This is a genomic window from Bacillus sp. AFS018417 (assembly GCF_002560985.1).
Classification (GTDB): Bacteria; Bacillota; Bacilli; order Bacillales; family Bacillaceae_G; genus Bacillus_A; species Bacillus_A rhizoplanae.
Genome location: NZ_NTTM01000032.1, coordinates 21,881 through 41,555, shown reverse-complemented (window position 1 = coordinate 41,555; position 19,675 = coordinate 21,881). Strand labels below are relative to the sequence as shown.

The following is a 19,675-nucleotide window of genomic DNA, read 5'->3' as shown; positions in this document are numbered from 1 at the left end:
TTCACCTCAATAAAGGCTACTAAATCGTATCACAATTTAGTAGCCTTTGCAAGAAATTTGACTAAATATTTACAAAATTTTGAATTGTTTCTAAAGCGCGATTTGCATACGCTTCGTTGCGTTCTTGCTTCTTCTTGATTTTCTTTTCTAGCGGTGCAAACAACCCGAAATTCGCGTTCATCGGCTGGAAGTTTTTTACATTCGTCGTTGTAATGTAATTTGCCATACTTCCCATTGCTGTTACTGGTGGTAAAACAACCGACTCTTCACCTTTCACAAGACGAGCTGCGTTTATACCCGCTAACAGGCCCGAAGCAGCTGATTCTACATATCCCTCTACTCCAGTCATCTGTCCAGCGAAAAATAAATCATCCCGATTTTTATATTGGTATGTTGGACGAAGTAATTTTGGCGAATTAATAAATGTATTACGATGCATCACACCATAACGTACAATCTCTGCATTTTCTAGTCCAGGAATTAATTGTAACACTTCTTTTTGCGGCCCCCACTTTAAGTGTGTTTGGAAACCAACAATATTGTATAATGTTCCTGCCGCATCATCTTGACGTAATTGAACAACCGCATACGGTGTTTTCCCTGTTTTCGGATCTTCTAATCCAACTGGTTTCATCGGTCCAAATAGTAATGTTTGTCGGCCGCGGTTTGCCATTACTTCTACAGGCATACACCCTTCAAAGAAAACTTCCTTCTCAAATTCTTTTAATGGCACTGTTTCCGCAGCAATTAACGCATCATAAAAACGGTTAAATTCTTCTTCTGTCATAGGACAGTTTAAATATGCTGCTTCACCTTTATCATAACGAGATTTTAAATATACTTTCTCCATATCAATGCTTTCTTTTTCCACAATAGGTGCCGCCGCATCATAGAAGTAAAAATAATCCTCACCCGTTAGCTCTTTTAGTTGTGCTGATAGCGCTGGTGAAGTAAGCGGTCCTGTTGCAATTACAGTAGGTCCTTCTGGAATTTCTGTAATTTCCTCATTCATTACCGTTACGTTCGGATGATTTTTCACATATTCCGTTACCTTCGCCGCAAATTCATGACGGTCTACAGCTAAAGCACCGCCCGCTGGTACAGAACACTCATCTGCTGCACGAATAATAACAGAATCCATACGGCGCATCTCTTCTTTAATTACACCAACCGCATTTGTTAATGTATTTGCACGAAGCGAGTTACTACATACAAGCTCAGCAAATTTATCTGTATGATGAGCTGGTGTTTGTTTTACTGGTCTCATTTCATATAATCTTACTTGAACCCCGCGCTTTGCGATTTGATAAGCTGCTTCGCTTCCTGCAAGACCTGCACCAATTACGTTTACTACTTGTGTTGTCATTTGTCTCACCTTTCTTTTTTCATTTCCCGAAAAAAATGTGAGCTGGTAGGCTCACATTTGTTGTTCTTCTTCATAATCACAAGAAATACACTGTACTTGAACGCCTTTTTTCAACTTCTTCTCAACAAGCATCCCTTCGCACTTTGGACATTTCCGACCAATTGGCTTATCCCAAGAAACGAAGTCGCACTCTGGATATGTGCCGCAGCCGTAAAAAAGACGTTTCTTTTTATTACTTCGTCGTTCAATAATTTGTCCTTCGTCACACTTCGGACATGTAACACCGATTTCTTTAACAATCGGTTTTGTATTTCGGCAATCCGGGAAATTAGAACAAGCCATAAACTTTCCGAATTTCCCCATTTTGAAGACCATTGGGTTACCGCACAGCTCACAATCTTCTCCGGCAGGCTCATCTTTAATTTCTACTTCGCGCATTTCTTTCTCCGCTTTCTCTAAACGCGGCTCAAACTCTTTGTAGAAATCATCAACAATTTGTACCCAATTTGCATTTCCCTCTTCTATTTCATCAAGATTTTGCTCCATATTAGCTGTAAACTCGATATTAATAATTTCTGGGAAAAACTCTAAAATAAGTTCAATTACAATTTCGCCAAGCTCAGTTGGAATAAATCGCTTATTGTCTAACCCTACATATCCGCGTTTTTGAATCGTTTCTAGCGTCGGTACATATGTAGATGGTCTACCAATTCCAAGTTCCTCTAACGTCTTTACTAAACGCGCCTCTGTATAACGCGGTGGGGGCTGAGTGAAATGTTGTTTCGGTTCGACATCTTTAGAAAAGACTGTTTCTCCTATGTCTAACTTAGGTAACATTCTATCCTTCTCTTCTGCTCCATCATCTTTTGTTTCCACATATACCTTCATAAATCCCGGGAATTTCACAACAGATCCATTTGCACGAAATTGAACAGAATTGTTTATCAATGTAGCTGTAACGGTATCCATTATAGCAGATGCCATCTGACTTGCAACAAATCGCTCCCAAATCAGTTTATATAAACGATATTGGTCACGGCTCAAATAGCTTTTTAATTCATCTGGTTTACGCAAGACAGATGAAGGTCGAACCGCTTCGTGCGCATCTTGTGCCTTTGCATTTTTCGACTCTTTCTTTTTTTGTGTCCCTATGTAGTCTGCCCCAAACGCTTCTTCGATATAAGAACGTGCTTCTTGTTGCGCTGTTTCTGAAATTCTCGTTGAATCTGTTCTCATATATGTAATTAATCCGACCGTCCCTTGCTTTCCAATATCAATACCTTCATAAAGCTGCTGTGCAAGCATCATCGTTTTCTTTGCTCGCATATTTAATTTTCTCGCAGCTTCTTGTTGCAGAGAAGATGTCGTAAATGGTAATGCAGGATTACGTTTTCGTTCTTTTCTCGTTACACTTTCAACTGAAAATGCATTTTCTTGCATTTTTTCAATGATTTCATTTACTTGTTGTTCATTTGTTAATTCTACTTTTTCCCCATTTATTCCATAGAAGGATGCTTCAAACGTCTCTTTTCCTTTTACAAATTCAGTTTTAATCGTCCAGAATTCTTCTGGTGTAAACGCTTGAATTTCTTTTTCGCGATCTATAATTAAGCGTACTGCAACAGACTGCACACGCCCTGCACTTAATCCTTTTTTTACTTTCTTCCATAGTAAAGGACTAATATTATAACCAACAAGTCGGTCAAGCACGCGTCTTGCTTGCTGTGCATCCACTAAATCCATATTAATCGCACGAGGATGTTTAAAGGATTCTTTAATGGCATCTTTTGTAATTTCATTGAATACAACACGGCAATCTGACTCTATATCTACATTCAGCGTATTTGCTAAATGCCAAGCAATCGCTTCTCCCTCACGATCTGGATCGGCTGCGAGATAGACTTTTTTTGCTTTTTTTGCTGCTGTCTTCAAATCTTTTAAAACAGGACCTTTACCACGAATGGTAATATATTTTGGGGTGAAATTGTTTTTTACTTCTATTCCCATTTGGCTTTTAGGTAAATCGCGAACATGGCCCATAGACGCGATTACTTTGTATTTTTTCCCTAAATATTTTTCAATGGTTTTCGCCTTAGAAGGCGACTCCACGATTACAAGGTAATCTGACATGCTAGTGCCTCCTTAAGAGGTGGATTCAAGTCTTCATCTTTTTTCACACAAATGCTCCTTCCTCAAAGCTCTTAAAACTTTTTTGGATGGATTATTGACTAATATTATTGATTTCTCTCGTTTTTGTCAATCAACAATGAATATAACATACAGTGACAATCTACCATTTGTCAATAATTGTTTAATAAAAATATAAAATATACTAGCAATTTGAAAGTTCTTCTATCACATCTTTTGCACATTGAACTAATTTCGCTCCTTGTTGGATGAGTTGATTCGTTCCCGCAGCACTCTCAATATAGTTAGGACCTGGTAAGGCAAATACTTCTCTATTTTGTTCTAAAGCAAAGTCCGCTGTAATAAGAGAACCACTCCGAGCATTCGCCTCTACCACGAGAACACCTTGACAAAGTCCACTTATAATGCGGTTTCGCCTCGGAAAATACCATTTTTGCGGTGCATAATGCGGGGGATACTCCGTTACAAGTACGATTTGTTCTTTCCATTTTTCATAAAAAGATTGATTCTTTTTTGGATACATATATTGTAAGCCGTGTCCTAATACTGCAATTGTCGCAAAGCGGTGCTCTACTGCAATTTCATGCGCAATTGAATCGATACCACTTGCAAGCCCACTCACAATTAACCATTCATTTTTCATAAGCGGTTGTAAAATAGATTGTATGCTTCCTTTTCCGTATAAAGACGGATTTCTCGTTCCCACAACGGCTAATTTTTTTGTCCATTGTAGCAATTCTTTTCTTCCCTTTCCATATAAAACAAACGGAGGATCAGGAATTTCGCGCAATAAACTCGGATAGTCATCATCCCATATCGTTATATAAAAAATGTGCTCATCTTGTAATTTTTGAATACAGAAAGAAGGATGTGTTTTTTGAAGATACGAAACAAGTGCAGAGGCTTTTTGCATAGGCAGCCCAAGATGTTTTTCAATTTGAGGAGCTTGAAAGGAATAAATATCGGTTAACTGAGGGTCGATAGATAGTAAACGCCGGAGTACTTTCCACTGATCCGCCAAATAGTAATGAAGATGTAACAATCTTTCACGTTTCATATTCATTCTCCTTACCCATAATTAATATTATGTAAACAATCGAAGGTATAAAAGACACCCTCTTTTACAGAAGGTGTCTTTCTAAGCTATTAATAATTTTTACAAGTTTCAAATAAACCTTTTTCTTTTAAAACAGAAATTAAAGTTTCACCCATAACAGCTGGTGTTTCAGCAACTTTAATACCGCAAGCTTCCATCGTTTTAATTTTTTCAGCAGCTGTACCTTTACCACCAGAAATAATCGCACCTGCATGGCCCATGCGTTTTCCTGGAGGTGCTGTTTGACCGCCAATAAAGCCAACAACAGGTTTCGTCATGTTCGCTTTTACCCACTCAGCAGCTTCTTCTTCTGCTGTTCCACCAATTTCACCAATCATAATAACCGCATGTGTCTCTTCATCTTCATTGAATGCTTTTAATGCATCGATGAAGTTTGTACCATTTACAGGGTCACCACCAATACCAACTGCAGTTGACTGGCCGATTCCTTCTTGTGTTAATTGATGTACAGCTTCATATGTTAACGTACCTGAACGAGATACGATACCAACATGACCTTTTTTATGAATGTATCCTGGCATAATACCAATCTTACACTCATCTGGCGTAATAACACCTGGGCAGTTTGGTCCAAGAAGACGTGTCTTTTTGCCTTGCATATATTTCTTAACATTTACCATATCCAATACAGGGATACCTTCTGTAATACATACTACTAAATCAAGCTCTGCATCAACAGCTTCCATAATTGCATCCGCAGCAAAAGCAGGTGGAACGTATACAACAGAAGCGTTTGCACCTGTTGCTTTTACAGCGTCTTCTACTGTATTAAATACTGGTACACCTTCGATTTCAGTACCACCTTTACCAGGAGTTACACCACCGACGATTTTTGTACCATATTCAATCATTTGCTTTGTGTGGAATAAACCTTGAGAACCTGTAATACCTTGTACAATAACTTTTGTATCTTTATTAACTAATACGCTCATTTTTTCTCCCCCGCTTTCTATTAGCCTACTAGTGAAACAATTTTTTGTGCACCGTCTGCCATAGATTCTGCTGCAACAATATTTAAACCAGATTCATTTAAAATTTTCTTTCCTAACTCTACATTAGTACCTTCAAGACGAACAACAAGTGGTAATTCAAGGCCCACTTGTTTTGTTGCCTCGATAACACCTTCCGCAATTACATCACATTTCATAATTCCACCGAAAATGTTAACAAAAATACCTTTTACATTTTTGTCAGAAAGAATAATTTTGAAAGCTTCTGTAACTTTTTCAGCTGTAGCACCGCCACCAACATCTAAGAAGTTAGCTGGATCGCCGCTATAATGTTTAATAATATCCATCGTTGCCATCGCAAGTCCTGCACCATTTACCATACAACCAATATTTCCATCTAATGAAATATAGTTTAGGTCATATTTAGAAGCTTCCACTTCTTTTGGATCTTCCTCATCAAGATCACGAAGTTCTAAAATATCTTTATGACGATATAAAGCATTAGAATCGAAGTTTAATTTTGCATCTAACGCCATAACTTTTCCGTCACCTGTTGTAACAAGCGGGTTAATTTCTGCAATAGAGCAGTCTTTTTCAATAAACGCACGGTATAAGCCCATCATAAACTTAACAGCTTGTCCAACAAGCTGATTTGGAATATTGATATTAAATGCAATACGACGTGCTTGGAAGCCTTGCAAGCCTACCGCAGGATCAATATATTCTTTAAAGATTTTTTCTGGTGTTTTCTCTGCTACTTCTTCAATTTCTGTGCCGCCTTCTTCAGACGCCATTAACACAACTTGAGAAGTTGCACGATCTAATACAAGACCAACATAATATTCTTTTTTAATGTCGCATCCTTCTTCGATAAGTAAGCGCTTTACTTCTTTACCTTCAGGACCTGTTTGATGAGTTACAAGCGTTTTCCCTAGAATTTCCTCTGCATATGTACGAACTTCATCTAAGTTCTTTGCTACTTTTACACCGCCGGCTTTGCCGCGTCCGCCAGCATGAATTTGTGCTTTTACTACACATACACTCGTTCCTAATTCTTTCGCTGCTTCTACAGCTTCTTCTACTGTAAAGGCAACCTTCCCGTTCGGAACGCTTACCCCATAGTTTCTAAGGACTTCTTTCCCCTGATACTCGTGGATATTCATGGTCCCATCCTCCCCTATTTTCCTATTTTACTCGAAAAGTTTTTTAATGTTTTTAAACACTACATTGTCATTGTATAAAATGATTGCCACGCTGTCTACAATAAAGTGTCAGAAAACTGAAATCGCTTTATTCTTTTTTGAAAATAGTAATGTTAATATACAAAAATAAAGAATAAGCTGTAGATTACAGCTTATTCTTTAATCATATCTTTAATTGGAGCAAATGTTTTTCGATGCTCATCTAACACACCATAAGTTTCAATCGCTTGTAAATGCTGTTTCGTTCCATAACCCATATGTTGCTCGAATCCATACTGCGGATATCGTTTTCCAAGCTCCTTCATCATGCGATCACGCGTTACTTTCGCAATTACAGATGCAGCCGAAATAGAAATGCTTTTCGCATCTCCTTTAATAATAGACGTTTGAAGGATTGAAGTCGGAAGTTCCATCGCATCAATTAGCAAATGCTCTGGTGTACAAGATAAATTTGCAACAGCATCCAGCATCGCTTGTTTCGTCGCTTGGTAAATATTTATTTCATCGATTACATTAGGTGGTATAATCCCAATCCCGATTGCTAATGCCTTCTCTTGAATTTCACCATAAAACCGCTCACGCTTCGCCTCACTCAGCTTTTTCGAATCATTTAAACCTGGTATATAGAAATCTTCTGGAAGCACAACAGCAGCAGCAACAACAGGCCCCGCTAACGGTCCTCTTCCCACTTCATCAATACCAGCAATAGATACAATCCCTTTTTGCCGGAGCGCACCTTCATAAATTGACATCTCAATAAATTTTTGTTTTTCTTTTTCTTTATCCCCTTGTTGTTTTTTCCATTTTGTAATGAGTCTTTGCACACCTTTTCGTTCGTCTGCTAATAACATAGCAAAACGTTCGTCGTCTTCTTGTACAATTTCTTGCAATAGCTCTTCTATTTCTTGAATTGTTTGTTTTTTAGACATACACAGTTCCTCCTCCAAATAAGAAAAGGCGTGCAAAAGCGCGCCTTTTTCTTTCCCGTTTAATATTATCTCTGTATTCAGAAGAACGAAAGACACCGGGTTTAAAATAACTACCAGTAAAAATTAAATGAATGAAACGAACCAACTAGAAATCTAGCTTTATCCCGCTATTCGCGGGCAGTATAATATCCCCCGCAAGATTCAGAGAGTAGCGAAGAAGATAAGCGGGGGATATAAGCCCGATTGGTGAGAGCTTTTCATCAGGGGGAGATAAAGAAAATCCCCACTGATGAAAATTTCACTTTATGCTTCTTCTATTATTTCTTCTGGTGTTTCAAATGTCATTTTTCCAAGTTTACCACCACGAAGCTCACGAAGAACAAGTTCTGATGTCTTGTCATAATCAACAAGTCCTCCACCCATTAAACAGCCTCTATTCTTTCCAATTGCATCAAATAGTTCCACAATATCTTCTGGGATGTCATTTAACTTATAACGCTCTTTCAAACGTTCTGGATACTGTTTCTCCATAAACCGAAGTGCATATACAGCCACATCTTGTAAATTTAAAATAGAATCTTTAATCGCACCAGTCGTCGCAAGACGAAGCCCAACCATTTCATCTTCAAATTTCGGCCACAAAATACCCGGCGTATCTAGTAATTCCATTTCTTTTCCTACTTTAATCCACTGCTGGGCCGTTGTTACACCTGGACGATCGCCTGTTTTCGCAATATTTTTCTTTGCTAATTTATTAATTAATGTTGATTTTCCAACGTTCGGAATACCAACAATTAAAGCGCGAATTGCTCGCGGTTTAATACCTTTTGCAACCATCTTATCAAACTTTTCTTTCACCAGTTCCTTACATGCTGCTGTAATTTCTTTCATACCTTGTCCAGCTTGCGCGTTAATAGAAATTGCTTTATGACCTTTTCCCTCAAAATACGCAATCCATTCCTTTGTTACACGATCATCTGCCATATCCGCTTTATTTAAAACGACAAGCCTTGGCTTATGCGTAATAATTTCATCAATCATCGGATTTCGTGATGATAATGGCAGTCTTGCATCAACAAGTTCAATTACAACATCGATTAATTTTAACTTTTCTGTTACTTGCCGCCTTGCTTTGGCCATATGACCTGGAAACCATTGAATTACCATATTTCCACCTTCTTTTCTACGTTCATTTTACAATACGAGCATCTTTTAATGGCCAATATAACATATTAGCTTTCCCAATCACTTGGTCTATTGAAATTGTTCCAATTGTACGACTATCTTTACTAAAACGGCGATTGTCTCCTAATACAAATAATTCTCCTTCAGGAACCGTTGTCTTCCCTGTAATTTCTTCAAGCTTAAAATCATATGTTAGCGGACCTTCAGAAAGCTGCTTTTTTTCCTCAGCTAAATACGGCTCTTCATACGGCTTTCCGTTAATATAGAGTGTGTCGTTTCGATATTCTACCTGATCACCTGGCAAACCAATGACACGTTTAATGTAATCTTTATCTTCCGTTGCTTGAAACACAATAATATCAAAGCGTTTTGGTTCGCTAATGTGGTACCCAATTTTGTTGACAATCATTCGATCACGATCATGAAGAGTTGGTGACATAGATACACCATCTACAAGAATCGGAGCAAAGAAAAACTGTCTAATAATCCAAGCTAAGACAACAGCGATTAAAATGGCTTTTATCCATTCCCAAAGTGTACTTTTTTGTTTCGTCATGCGGTTCCCCTCCACAATTATGTAAGCTGTTTGTATACGAGCAAAAATAAAGCTAGATTGGAAAAAGGGAGCTTGCAAATACAAGCTCCCATACATGTCTTATCGAATTTCTTTAATACGTGCTTTTTTACCGCGAAGGTTGCGTAAGTAGTATAACTTAGCACGACGTACTTTACCACGGCGAAGTACTTCGATTTTCGCGATTCTTGGCGTGTGAACTGGGAATGTACGTTCAACACCTACACCGTAAGAAATCTTACGAACTGTGAATGTTTCGCTAATTCCGCCACCACGACGTTTAATTACAACACCTTCAAAAATCTGAATTCTCTCACGAGTACCCTCTACTACTTTTACGTGTACGCGTAAAGTGTCACCAGGACGGAATGAAGGTAAATCAGTTTTTAATTGATTTTTTGTAATGTCTGCGATTAATTGTTGCATATTCAATTCTCTCCTTCCAAACAGATGCTCTTGCAAAGTCATTTCATAAATTACAGCGGAACACCGTTGTTAACGGCTACTCTCTATAAGTAGCACAAGTGTTATAATAGCATATTGCTCGTTCTGTTGCAATAGCATTTTTTTACTTCTCTTCTTTCAATTCCGCCAACCATTTTTCTTCTTGTTTTGATAAACTACGTTCCTCTAATAAATCAGGGCGGCGCATATACGTACGACGAAGTGATTCTTTATGACGCCATTCTTCAATATATTTATGATTACCAGACGTAAGTACATCTGGTACTTTCATTCCACGAAAATCCGCTGGTCTTGTATAATGCGGGTGTTCGAGTAAGCCTGTACTAAATGAATCTTCTATTTGTGATTGTTGATTTCCTAGGACATCAGGCAATAGACGGACAACACTATCTGTAATAACCATAGATGCCAGTTCTCCGCCTGTTAATACATAATCTCCTATTGAAATTTCATCTGTTACAAGGTGCTCGCGAACACGCTCATCATACCCTTCATAATGACCACAAACAAAAATTATATGTTCTTCTTTCGCTAACTCTTCAGCTTTCTTTTGCGTAAAACGCTCTCCTTGCGGACACATTAACACAATACGTGGTTTACGCTCTGTTTCCTTCGTTAACTGTTCTACCGCATCAAAAATCGGCTGTGGTGTTAACACCATCCCCGCTCCCCCGCCATACGGGTAGTCATCGACACTATTATGTTTATTGGTTGAATAATCACGGAAGTTCACAACTCTTAGTTGCACAGCTTCTTTTTCTTGTGCTTTTTTTAATATAGAAGAACCAAAAACACCTGTGAACATTTCTGGAAACAAGGTTAAAATATCGATTTTCATTACAGTAATCCTTCCATTACTTGAATTGTTACAAGCTTTTCATCAATGTTTACTTGTAAGACAACTTCCTCGATATATGGGATTAAAACATCTTGGCCTTTTGGTTGTTTGATAACCCAAACATCGTTTGCGCCAGGAGAAAGAATTTCTTTAATCGTACCAATTGTTTCTCCGTCTTCTGTTACAACGGTACAACCAATAATTTCGTGATAATAATACTCTCCTTCAGCCAAGTCTCCAAGCTGCTCCTCTGGAACTTTTAATAAAGAGCCTTTCAATTGCTCTACTTCATTTACATTGTTATAACCTTCAAAAGTCAGTAAATCAAAAGATTTATGCTGACGATGAGAAGTTACCTTTACAGCCAGTGGCTCAGTCCCTTTCTCTTGCCATATGTATAATGTGTTTCCTACTTTATAACGCTCTTCCGGAAAATCTGTACGTGAAATTACACGCAATTCTCCTCTAACACCGTGAGTATTTACAATTTTCCCTACATTAAACCATTTTGTCATAAACAGCACGTCACCCCTGTTTGTTATATGTCGTTAGCATCTCCATTCTCTATGCTGAAGATGCGATTTATCTTAAAATGTTAAAAAAGGGTGAGGAACAGATCCTCGCCCTTTTTATGCTTATTGAATTTCCAGCGTTACTTTCTCATTTTGATGATGTCCCGCTGCATATAAGATCGTTCGAATTGCTTTTGCAACTCGCCCTTGTTTCCCAATGACTTTACCCACATCCTCAGGATGTACGGTTAATCGATACTTCATCTCTCCGTTGTACAGTTCCTGTGTAACCTTTACATCTTCAGGATGATCCACAAGGGGTTTAACAATTGTTTCGATTAACCCTGCCATAGCCATTGTTCGAATTACTTACCTTGTTTAGATAAATGGAATTTCTCCATGATACCTTGTTTAGAGAACAGGTTACGAACTGTATCAGATGGTTTCGCACCGTTTCCTAACCATTTTAATGCTGCTTCTTCGTTGATTTTAACTTCAGCTGGTTGAGCAACTGGATTGTAAGTTCCGATTTCCTCGATGAAACGTCCGTCACGAGGAGAACGAGAATCTGCAACAACTACACGATAGAAAGGAGATTTTTTAGCTCCCATACGTTTTAAACGAATTTTAACTGCCATTTATAAAGCACCTCCGAATATATTTCACACAGATAATAATATTAGCAAAAAGAGTGACCCTTTGTAAAGTAAAATTTCTTAACAGAGCCATCTTTTTTTCCTTACATAAATGGAAACTTCATGCCACCTAGTCCTTTTTTCTTACCTTTTTGCATACCAGACATCGTTTTCATCATCTTTTTCATATCTTCAAATTGTTTCAAAAGACGATTGATCTCTTGTACAGTTGTACCGCTACCTTTAGCGATACGTTTCTTACGACTGGCGTTAATCATTTCCGGTTGTTCACGCTCTAATTTCGTCATTGAGCGAATAATCGCTTCAATGTGCCCAATTTGCTTTTCATCAACTTGAACATTTTTTAATCCTTTAATTTTCCCGGCACCAGGAAGCATATTAAGAAGTTCATCAAGCGGTCCCAATTGACGCACTTGTCCTAATTGCTCTAGAAAATCATCCAACGTAAAGGAAAGTGTACGCATTTTTTGCTCAAGTTCTCTTGCTTTTTCTTCATCAACTGTCGCCTGCGCCTTTTCAATTAACGTCAGAACATCACCCATACCTAAAATACGCGATGCCATACGTTCTGGATGAAATACCTCTAATGCATCTAATTTCTCACCCATACCAGCAAATTTAATTGGTGTGTTTGTAACAGCTTTAATAGATAGTGCTGCACCTCCGCGCGTATCACCATCTAATTTTGTTAATACGACACCCGTTAAACCAAGCTGTTCATGGAAACTTTGAGCCACATTAACCGCATCTTGTCCTGTCATTGCATCAACAACAAGGAAAATTTCATCCGGATTGGCTACTTCTTTAACTTGTGCTAATTCATCCATGAGCTCCTCATCAATATGCAGACGGCCTGCTGTATCAATAAGAACATAATCATGGTGATCTTCTTTAGCTTTCGCAATCGCTTGCTTGGCAATTTCAACAGGACTTACCTTGTCGCCTAAAGAGAAAACCGGCATATCCAATTGCTTACCGAGTGTTTCAAGCTGTTTAATTGCTGCTGGGCGATAAATATCAGCCGCGACCAACATCGGTTTACGATTATGCTTTTTACGAAGCAAATTCGCAAGCTTACCTGTTGTCGTCGTTTTACCTGCACCTTGCAAACCAACCATCATAATGACAGTTGGCGGACGGTTAGAGACTGCAATTTTACTCTGCTCCCCACCCATTAATTCTGTAAGTTCTTCCTGTACTACTTTAATAACTTGCTGTCCAGGTGTTAAACTTTTCATTACATCTTGTCCGACAGAACGTTCAGACACACGCTTAACAAAATCTTTTACTACTTTAAAGTTAACGTCTGCCTCTAAAAGAGCAAGACGAACTTCTCTCATCATTTCTTTTACGTCGGCTTCAGTTACTTTCCCTTTGCCGCGAATTTTTTGCATTGTCTGTTGAAGTCGGTCGGCTAATCCTTCAAATGCCATATTGCCGCCCTCCTAATCTAAATTTTCGATAGCTTCAACAACTTGTTTCACTTGTTCATCTACATGCTCTTCTTCGCTGATTAGCTGCTTTAACTTTGCAACAAGTTGCTGCCTTTCTTGAAACTTTTGAAGTAACAATAACTTTTCTTCATATTCTTCAAGCATCGCTTCTGTCCGTTTAATGTTATCATACACTGCTTGGCGGCTCACTTCAAATTCTTCTGCAATTTCACCAAGCGATAGATCATCAAGATAGTAAAGTGACATATAACTTCTTTGTTTTGGCGTTAACAACGAATGATAAAAATCAAATAAATAATTCATTCTCGTTGTTTTTTCGAGCATGTTGAATCACCCTTTGTTAAGTGAATTACCTTTACATGAATTAGTTTACATGGAGAGCAAAAGTGTGTCAAGTTTTTTTCTTAACATCTTATTTAAATTTAAAAATAAGAAGCGGCAAGCACCGCCTCTTATTTTTTACCAAAAACATTTTCTACTTAGATATACGTAAATTCAATAAACTATTAGTAGCAGATAAAGTCTATCACTAATAAAAACCTTGCTTTATTCCACTTCTGTTTCTACAAAGTCTGCAAATAGTCCATATACATATTGTTCTGGATCAAATGCTTGTAAATCATCCATTTGTTCTCCAAGGCCGACAAATTTCACCGGTACATCCATCTCATTACGAATTGCTAATACAATTCCACCTTTAGCAGTTCCGTCTAATTTCGTTAGGACAATGCCTGTTACATTTGTCGCCTCGCGGAATGTCTTCGCTTGACTTAAACCATTTTGTCCTGTTGTTGCATCAATGACAAGTAATACTTCATGAGGAGCTCCAGGAACTTCACGTTCGATTACACGTTTTACTTTCTCTAACTCTTTCATTAAATTAACTTTGTTTTGCAAACGGCCTGCTGTATCGCATAACAATACATCAACTTTTCGTGATTTTGCAGCCTGAATTGCATCGTACATAACAGCTGCTGGATCCGAACCTGATCCTTGTTTAATTACATCTACACCAACACGTTCTCCCCATACTTCTAGCTGTTCAATCGCACCAGCACGGAATGTATCGCCAGCTGCCAATAATACAGACTTGCCGTCTGCTTTAAATTTATGTGCCATTTTTCCAATCGTCGTTGTTTTCCCAACACCGTTTACCCCAACAAATAAAATAACTGTCAAGGCGTTATCTTGTACATTTAACTCATTATTAAAGTTACCGTCTCCTTTGTAAATCTCAATTAGTTTTTCAGAGATAACAGCTTGTACTTCTCTTGGGTCCTGGATATTACGACGTTTCACTTCATCTCTTAATTGGTCAATTAATTCCATTACTGTGGACACACCCACATCCGCACCAATTAAAATTTCTTCTAACTCTTCGAAGAAATCTTCGTCAACTTTACGATAACGATATACTAAGTCATTTACCTTTTCAGCAAAAGAATTTCTCGTTTTCTCTAAACCTTGTTTAAACTTCTCTGATACCGTATCTGTTTGTTTTGAAATTTTTTCTTTTAATTTTTTAAAAAAGCTCATTCTTTCCCATCCTTTCTATTCACTTGTCACAACTTCTGCTCCGTCATCTAAACGAACGGATACAAGCTTGGAAACGCCAGATTCCTGCATCGTTACACCATATAGTACATCTGATTCTTCCATTGTTCCTTTTCGGTGTGTAATAACTATAAATTGTGTTTCATCACTAAACTTTCTCAAGTACTGCGCAAAACGAGCAACGTTCGCTTCATCCAGCGCTGCTTCAACCTCATCAAGTACACAAAACGGTACAGGACGAACTTTTAAAATACTAAACAGCAATGCAATTGCTGTTAATGCTCGTTCTCCTCCAGAAAGAAGACCTAAATTTTGCAATTTCTTTCCTGGTGGCTGTGCAACAATATCAATTCCTGTATTTAATAAATCTTGCGGGTTTGTCATAACTAAATCCGCACGCCCTCCGCCAAATAATTCACTAAACACAAACTGGAATTCTGTACGAATTGCTTGGAATGTATAAGAAAAGCGTTTTTTCATTTCCTCATCCATCTCGTCAATTACTTGATGCAGTGTTGTTTTCGCCTCTTCCAAATCATCACGCTGCTCTAATAAGAACGTATGACGCTCAGATACACGCTCGTATTCATCAATTGAACCTAAGTTTACTGTCCCAAGTTCTTCAATGGATAATTTAATTAATTTCACTTTTTTACGAGCTTCATCACCAGACATTGTCATCGTATACTTTTGTTTCGCCGCTTCAAAAGAAATGGTATACGTTTCTTGTAAGTGCTGCAAGCGGTTTTCTAGCTCCACGTCTAAACGATTTATTTTTACTTCTTCATCTTTTAATACATCAAGCAAATATTTATGCTGACGTTTCGCTTCTTTTACTTCTAAATCTAAATATTCTAGTCGCCCTTGTAAATCCAGACGTTGTTCACGGCGTGAGCTAATTAATTCAACAGTTTGATTTCGATCGTGGGTTTTCTTTTGAATCATACTTGTAATTTGCTCTTCACCACTGGAATTCGATGTCATTTCTTGTTTCAAGAATGCTAAATCTTCTTTTGTCTTTATAAGATTCTTTTTCGTCTCATCTTGTTCTTTTGTGAGGCGGTCTACTGTCTCTTTTTGATTTGATAATCGTTGTTGCTTTTCAGCTACTTGCACTTTTAACTCCGTAATTTCTATCTGCACTTTTTCTTTCGAAGAATGTTGCTCACTCTTTTGCTTTGTTAATTCTTTAATTGTTGTATCAAGCTGCATAATTTTTTCTTGCAGCTCTGTAAGCGTTTTTTCTAGCTCTGTTTTCCGCCCTTGTATCTTCACTTGATCTTGCAAAAATCCTTCTAGCTCTAAATCATAAATAGATAAGCGTTCATTAATGCGATGCTCTTCTAGTTCTAACTGATTAATCTCTTCTTTACATGCTTGTTCATCTACACGCTTTTCATCGACGCTTTGTCGAAGTTCTTTCATCTGCACTTCTTTTTCTTGTATTTCTTGTTTTAGCTCTTTGACATAGCTTTCTAGCTTCGCCGTCTTTTCTTCCATATCTGTCAACTTTTCGTTCCACTCTTCTAACTCACGTTGGCGTCCTAATAAAGATGAATTCGTTTGCTTCACAGCACCACCCGTCATTGAACCCCCTGGATTTACAAGGTCGCCTTCTAATGTAACAATACGATAACGATATTGTAGCTGCTTTGCTAATTCATTCGCTCCTTTTAAATCATGAGCGACAATTACCGTACCTAATAAATTTGTAATAACATCTTCATATTTATTATTGTACTGCACAAGCTCTGAAGCTACTCCTATAAATGATGAGTGCTGGTTTACAATCCGAAGCTGCTCTGTCCTAAGTGCTCTCCCTTTAATTACACTTTGCGGTAAAAAGGTCGCACGTCCATGACGATTTTGCTTTAAAAATGCAATTGCTCGGCGCGCATGTTCTTCTGTTTGTACAACAACATGCTGCATTGCTGCTCCAAGCGCAATTTCCATTGCCACTTCGTACTTTTTCGGTACAGTAAGAAGTTCTGCAACTGCACCTTCAATACCATGCAACTGGCTATCACGTGCCTTTAATACTTCACGGACTCCTTGATAAAATCCTGAATAATCCTCTTGCATTTCTTCAAGCATTTCTTTACGAGAACGAGCTTGCTGAACGTATTGATATGCTTGATACAATTTGCTCTCATTTTCACTATATTGTTCTTTACATTTTCCAAGTGCAATGTCCGTTTGCTGCATACTTGACAGCAGATTTGTAATTTGCTCTTTTATATGTTCATATTTTTCAACGAACGTTGATTTTTTCTGTGCAATTTCTATGCGCATCTGTACATATTTTTCATTTTCTTCGTCAAGACGCTGGTTTTTGAAATCTCTTTGTTTAAATTGTTCCTCTAACATAGAAAGTTCATTTCGATAACTTGCCTGTTGATTTAAAAGTTCAATATAATCACCTTTTAAATACTCGATTTGCTCATCTAAATTTTGTACATATGTAGACAACAATCTTTCATTATCATGCAGTTTCTGTTCTAACTCTTTCACATGATTTGCTAATTTCATTAATTCGTCTGTTCCTTGCGCAACACTGCCTTCATATGCAGAAACTTTATCTGTTAATTCATGAATCAGTGCTTCTAACTGTGCACAATGTGTTGTTGCATTGTGCTTTCTTTCTTTCAGCAGCTCGCGTTGTCCTTCTAATTTTTCAAGTTCTTTACTAGAAAGAAGAAGAACCTCTTGCAAAGATTGAACAGATTCATCAATGGCTTGTACATTTCCACGCACTTCTTCTAAATCCGCTTCATTTTTTTGAAGTTGTGCTGATAATTTCACTTCTTCATCTTTGTTATGTTTAAATTGCTCGCGAAGCGCTTCCCATTTTTCATGTAACTCTTCAATTTCATATACAATTAATGCCGCTTCAACTTTTTCTAATTCTTCTTTTTTCTCAAGATAGTCTTTTGCAATAGAAGCTTGTCTTTCGAGAGGTTCAACTTGATCACTCAATTCATGAATAATATCTTCTACACGATTTAAATTATCTTGCGTCTCTGCTAATTTTCCTTCCGCTTTCTTTTTACGGATTTTATATTTCAGTACACCAGCTGCTTCTTCAAAAATACTACGGCGATCTTCCGCTTTACTACTTAAAATCTCTTCTACTTTCCCCTGACTGATAATAGAAAATGCTTCACGTCCCATACCTGAGTCCATGAATAAATCTACAATATCTTTTAAACGACAAGGTTGTTTATTAATAAGAAAATCACTATCTCCTGAACGATATACTCGTCTCGTTACACTTACTTCGTTATATTCAATCGGCAGACGCTGATCCTCATTATTTAATGTTAATGTTACCTCAGCAACATTCAACGCTTTACGTGTATCACTACCCGAAAAAATAATATCTTCCATTTTCGCACCGCGCAGCGACTTTACGGATTGCTCACCAAGTACCCAACGAATGGCATCTGTAATGTTACTTTTTCCGCTTCCATTTGGACCTACTACAGACGTTACACCTGGTACAAAGTCAATCGATACACGTTCTGCAAAAGATTTAAATCCTGCTATCTCTAACCGTTTTAAAAACACGAAAGGCCTTCCCCCTTTATGCACAAGGAATCCCCCTAAGTATAAGGGGGATTCTCTATGAATGCTCTATGAATGCTCTTTTAATTTTTCTAACGCTTCTTGGGCAGCATGCTGTTCTGCCTCTTTCTTAGACTTTCCACTTCCAAGCCCTAATGCTTCGCCGTTTAATGTAACACGCGATACAAACTCTCGATTATGGGCTGGTCCTTTTTCTTGCAAAATTTGATATTCTATATTACCGCTACCATCACGCTGAATTAATTCTTGTAGTTGACTCTTAAAATCCATCACATGAGAAAAAGCACCTTCATTAATTTTCGGATAAACAACTGTTTTTAAAAATCCCCATACCTTGTCTAAACCTTGGTCCAAGTAAAGTGCACCAATAAACGCTTCAAAGACATCCGCTAATAACGCTGGACGTTCGCGACCTCCTGTCATTTCTTCCCCTTTTCCTAAAAGGACAAGATTACCAAATACCAGCTCATTCGCAAAACGAACGAGAGAAGGTTCACATACAATAGCCGCGCGAAGTTTTGTTAATTCTCCCTCGCTCATTGTCGGATATTTTTGAAACAAATATTGCGAAACCGTCAGTTCTAGTACCGCATCACCAAGAAATTCAAGACGCTCATTATCTTCATGTGGCTTTTTCCGATGCTCATTCACATACGATGAATGCGTAAATGCTTGTATCAACAATTTTTCATTTGTAAATGTAATACCTATTTTCGCTTGAAACTTTTTAAAAGCCTCGCGATATTTCGCTTCATACTTCTTATCTCTATACTTTCTGTACGGCATAGGTCCCTCCAGATATATATGCTGAGAAAGCCCCGTATATAAACGGGACTTCATCAAGCATTATAGATGACTCTCTATGTAAGTCACAGCATCGCCAACAGTAGCAATTTTTTCTGCTTCCTCATCAGAAATTTCCATTTCAAACTCATCTTCTAGTTGCATTACAAGTTCTACTACATCTAGAGAATCAGCACCTAAATCTTCTTTAAAGTTTGCAGCTGTTGTTACCTCTGTTTCGTCTACTCCTAGACGATCTACGATAATTTTCGTTACACGTTCTAAAACGTCTGCCATATTCATTCACCTCCTTTAAAAGTATTGACAAACAATTACTTTTTTAAATTTATCTATAAA

At 37.8% G+C, this 19,675-nt stretch carries 19 protein-coding genes; all 19 read right to left on the bottom strand.

Annotated features, from left to right (window positions below; all coding sequences use genetic code 11):
- Nucleotides 1–61 precede the first annotated feature (61 nt).
- The 19 genes from trmFO to acpP all read right to left on the bottom strand — a co-directional run bounded on the left by trmFO (nt 62) and on the right by acpP (nt 19,615).
- Nucleotides 62–1,366 carry an FADH(2)-oxidizing methylenetetrahydrofolate--tRNA-(uracil(54)-C(5))-methyltransferase TrmFO gene (gene trmFO / locus CN326_RS14315; protein ID WP_098309684.1) on the bottom strand — a complete coding sequence of 435 codons (1,305 nt, stop codon included), beginning with the start codon at nt 1,364–1,366 and terminating at the stop codon, nt 62–64.
- 51 nt (nt 1,367–1,417) lie between these two features.
- Nucleotides 1,418–3,496 (bottom strand): type I DNA topoisomerase, encoded by a 2,079-nt coding sequence (topA, locus tag CN326_RS14310; protein ID WP_098309683.1) that lies wholly within the window; start codon nt 3,494–3,496, stop codon nt 1,418–1,420.
- Between the two features lie 202 nt (nt 3,497–3,698).
- Nucleotides 3,699–4,571, bottom strand: coding sequence for a DNA-processing protein DprA (gene dprA / locus CN326_RS14305; protein ID WP_098309682.1), 873 nt, complete (start codon nt 4,569–4,571; stop codon nt 3,699–3,701).
- Between the two features lie 89 nt (nt 4,572–4,660).
- Nucleotides 4,661–5,563 (bottom strand): succinate--CoA ligase subunit alpha, encoded by a 903-nt coding sequence (gene sucD, locus CN326_RS14300; protein WP_098309681.1) that lies wholly within the window; start codon nt 5,561–5,563, stop codon nt 4,661–4,663.
- A gap of 20 nt (nt 5,564–5,583) precedes the next feature.
- Nucleotides 5,584–6,744 (bottom strand): ADP-forming succinate--CoA ligase subunit beta, encoded by a 1,161-nt coding sequence (sucC, locus tag CN326_RS14295; protein WP_098309680.1) that lies wholly within the window; start codon nt 6,742–6,744, stop codon nt 5,584–5,586.
- Between the two features lie 191 nt (nt 6,745–6,935).
- The gene (locus CN326_RS14290) at nt 6,936–7,712 is read right to left on the bottom strand and encodes a ribonuclease HII (protein WP_098309679.1); all 777 of its coding nucleotides are present in this window, start codon (nt 7,710–7,712) and stop codon (nt 6,936–6,938) included.
- A gap of 303 nt (nt 7,713–8,015) precedes the next feature.
- Nucleotides 8,016–8,879, bottom strand: coding sequence for a ribosome biogenesis GTPase YlqF (gene ylqF / locus CN326_RS14285; protein ID WP_098309678.1), 864 nt, complete (start codon nt 8,877–8,879; stop codon nt 8,016–8,018).
- A 22-nt stretch (nt 8,880–8,901) separates the two neighbouring features.
- Nucleotides 8,902–9,453, bottom strand: coding sequence for a signal peptidase I (lepB, locus tag CN326_RS14280; protein ID WP_098309677.1), 552 nt, complete (start codon nt 9,451–9,453; stop codon nt 8,902–8,904).
- Nucleotides 9,454–9,552: 99 nt separating this feature from the next.
- Nucleotides 9,553–9,897, bottom strand: coding sequence for a 50S ribosomal protein L19 (rplS, locus tag CN326_RS14275; RefSeq protein WP_098309676.1), 345 nt, complete (start codon nt 9,895–9,897; stop codon nt 9,553–9,555).
- A 142-nt stretch (nt 9,898–10,039) separates the two neighbouring features.
- Complete coding sequence (gene trmD / locus CN326_RS14270; protein ID WP_098309675.1) at nt 10,040–10,774, bottom strand: tRNA (guanosine(37)-N1)-methyltransferase TrmD; 735 nt, start codon at nt 10,772–10,774, stop codon at nt 10,040–10,042.
- The gene (gene rimM, locus CN326_RS14265; protein ID WP_098309674.1) at nt 10,774–11,289 is read right to left on the bottom strand and encodes a ribosome maturation factor RimM; all 516 of its coding nucleotides are present in this window, start codon (nt 11,287–11,289) and stop codon (nt 10,774–10,776) included. Before rimM ends, trmD begins: the two co-directional genes overlap by 1 nt.
- Nucleotides 11,290–11,409: 120 nt before the next feature.
- Nucleotides 11,410–11,637, bottom strand: coding sequence for a KH domain-containing protein (locus CN326_RS14260; RefSeq protein ID WP_098309773.1), 228 nt, complete (start codon nt 11,635–11,637; stop codon nt 11,410–11,412).
- 14 nt (nt 11,638–11,651) lie between these two features.
- Nucleotides 11,652–11,924 (bottom strand): 30S ribosomal protein S16, encoded by a 273-nt coding sequence (gene rpsP, locus CN326_RS14255; protein ID WP_090912726.1) that lies wholly within the window; start codon nt 11,922–11,924, stop codon nt 11,652–11,654.
- A 101-nt stretch (nt 11,925–12,025) separates the two neighbouring features.
- Nucleotides 12,026–13,375: a signal recognition particle protein gene (gene ffh, locus CN326_RS14250; protein WP_098309673.1), complete on the bottom strand. Its 1,350-nt coding sequence runs from the start codon at nt 13,373–13,375 to the stop codon at nt 12,026–12,028.
- 12 nt (nt 13,376–13,387) lie between these two features.
- Nucleotides 13,388–13,720 (bottom strand): putative DNA-binding protein, encoded by a 333-nt coding sequence (locus CN326_RS14245; protein WP_098309672.1) that lies wholly within the window; start codon nt 13,718–13,720, stop codon nt 13,388–13,390.
- 222 nt (nt 13,721–13,942) lie between these two features.
- Nucleotides 13,943–14,932 (bottom strand): signal recognition particle-docking protein FtsY, encoded by a 990-nt coding sequence (ftsY, locus tag CN326_RS14240; RefSeq protein WP_098309671.1) that lies wholly within the window; start codon nt 14,930–14,932, stop codon nt 13,943–13,945.
- 15 nt (nt 14,933–14,947) lie between these two features.
- Complete coding sequence (smc, locus tag CN326_RS14235) at nt 14,948–18,517, bottom strand: chromosome segregation protein SMC (protein ID WP_098309772.1); 3,570 nt, start codon at nt 18,515–18,517, stop codon at nt 14,948–14,950.
- A gap of 66 nt (nt 18,518–18,583) precedes the next feature.
- Nucleotides 18,584–19,321, bottom strand: a complete 738-nt coding sequence (gene rnc / locus CN326_RS14230) for a ribonuclease III (RefSeq protein ID WP_098309670.1) — start codon at nt 19,319–19,321, stop codon at nt 18,584–18,586.
- Nucleotides 19,322–19,381: 60 nt separating this feature from the next.
- Nucleotides 19,382–19,615, bottom strand: a complete 234-nt coding sequence (gene acpP, locus CN326_RS14225; protein WP_098309669.1) for an acyl carrier protein — start codon at nt 19,613–19,615, stop codon at nt 19,382–19,384.
- Between the last annotated feature and the right edge of the window lie 60 nt (nt 19,616–19,675).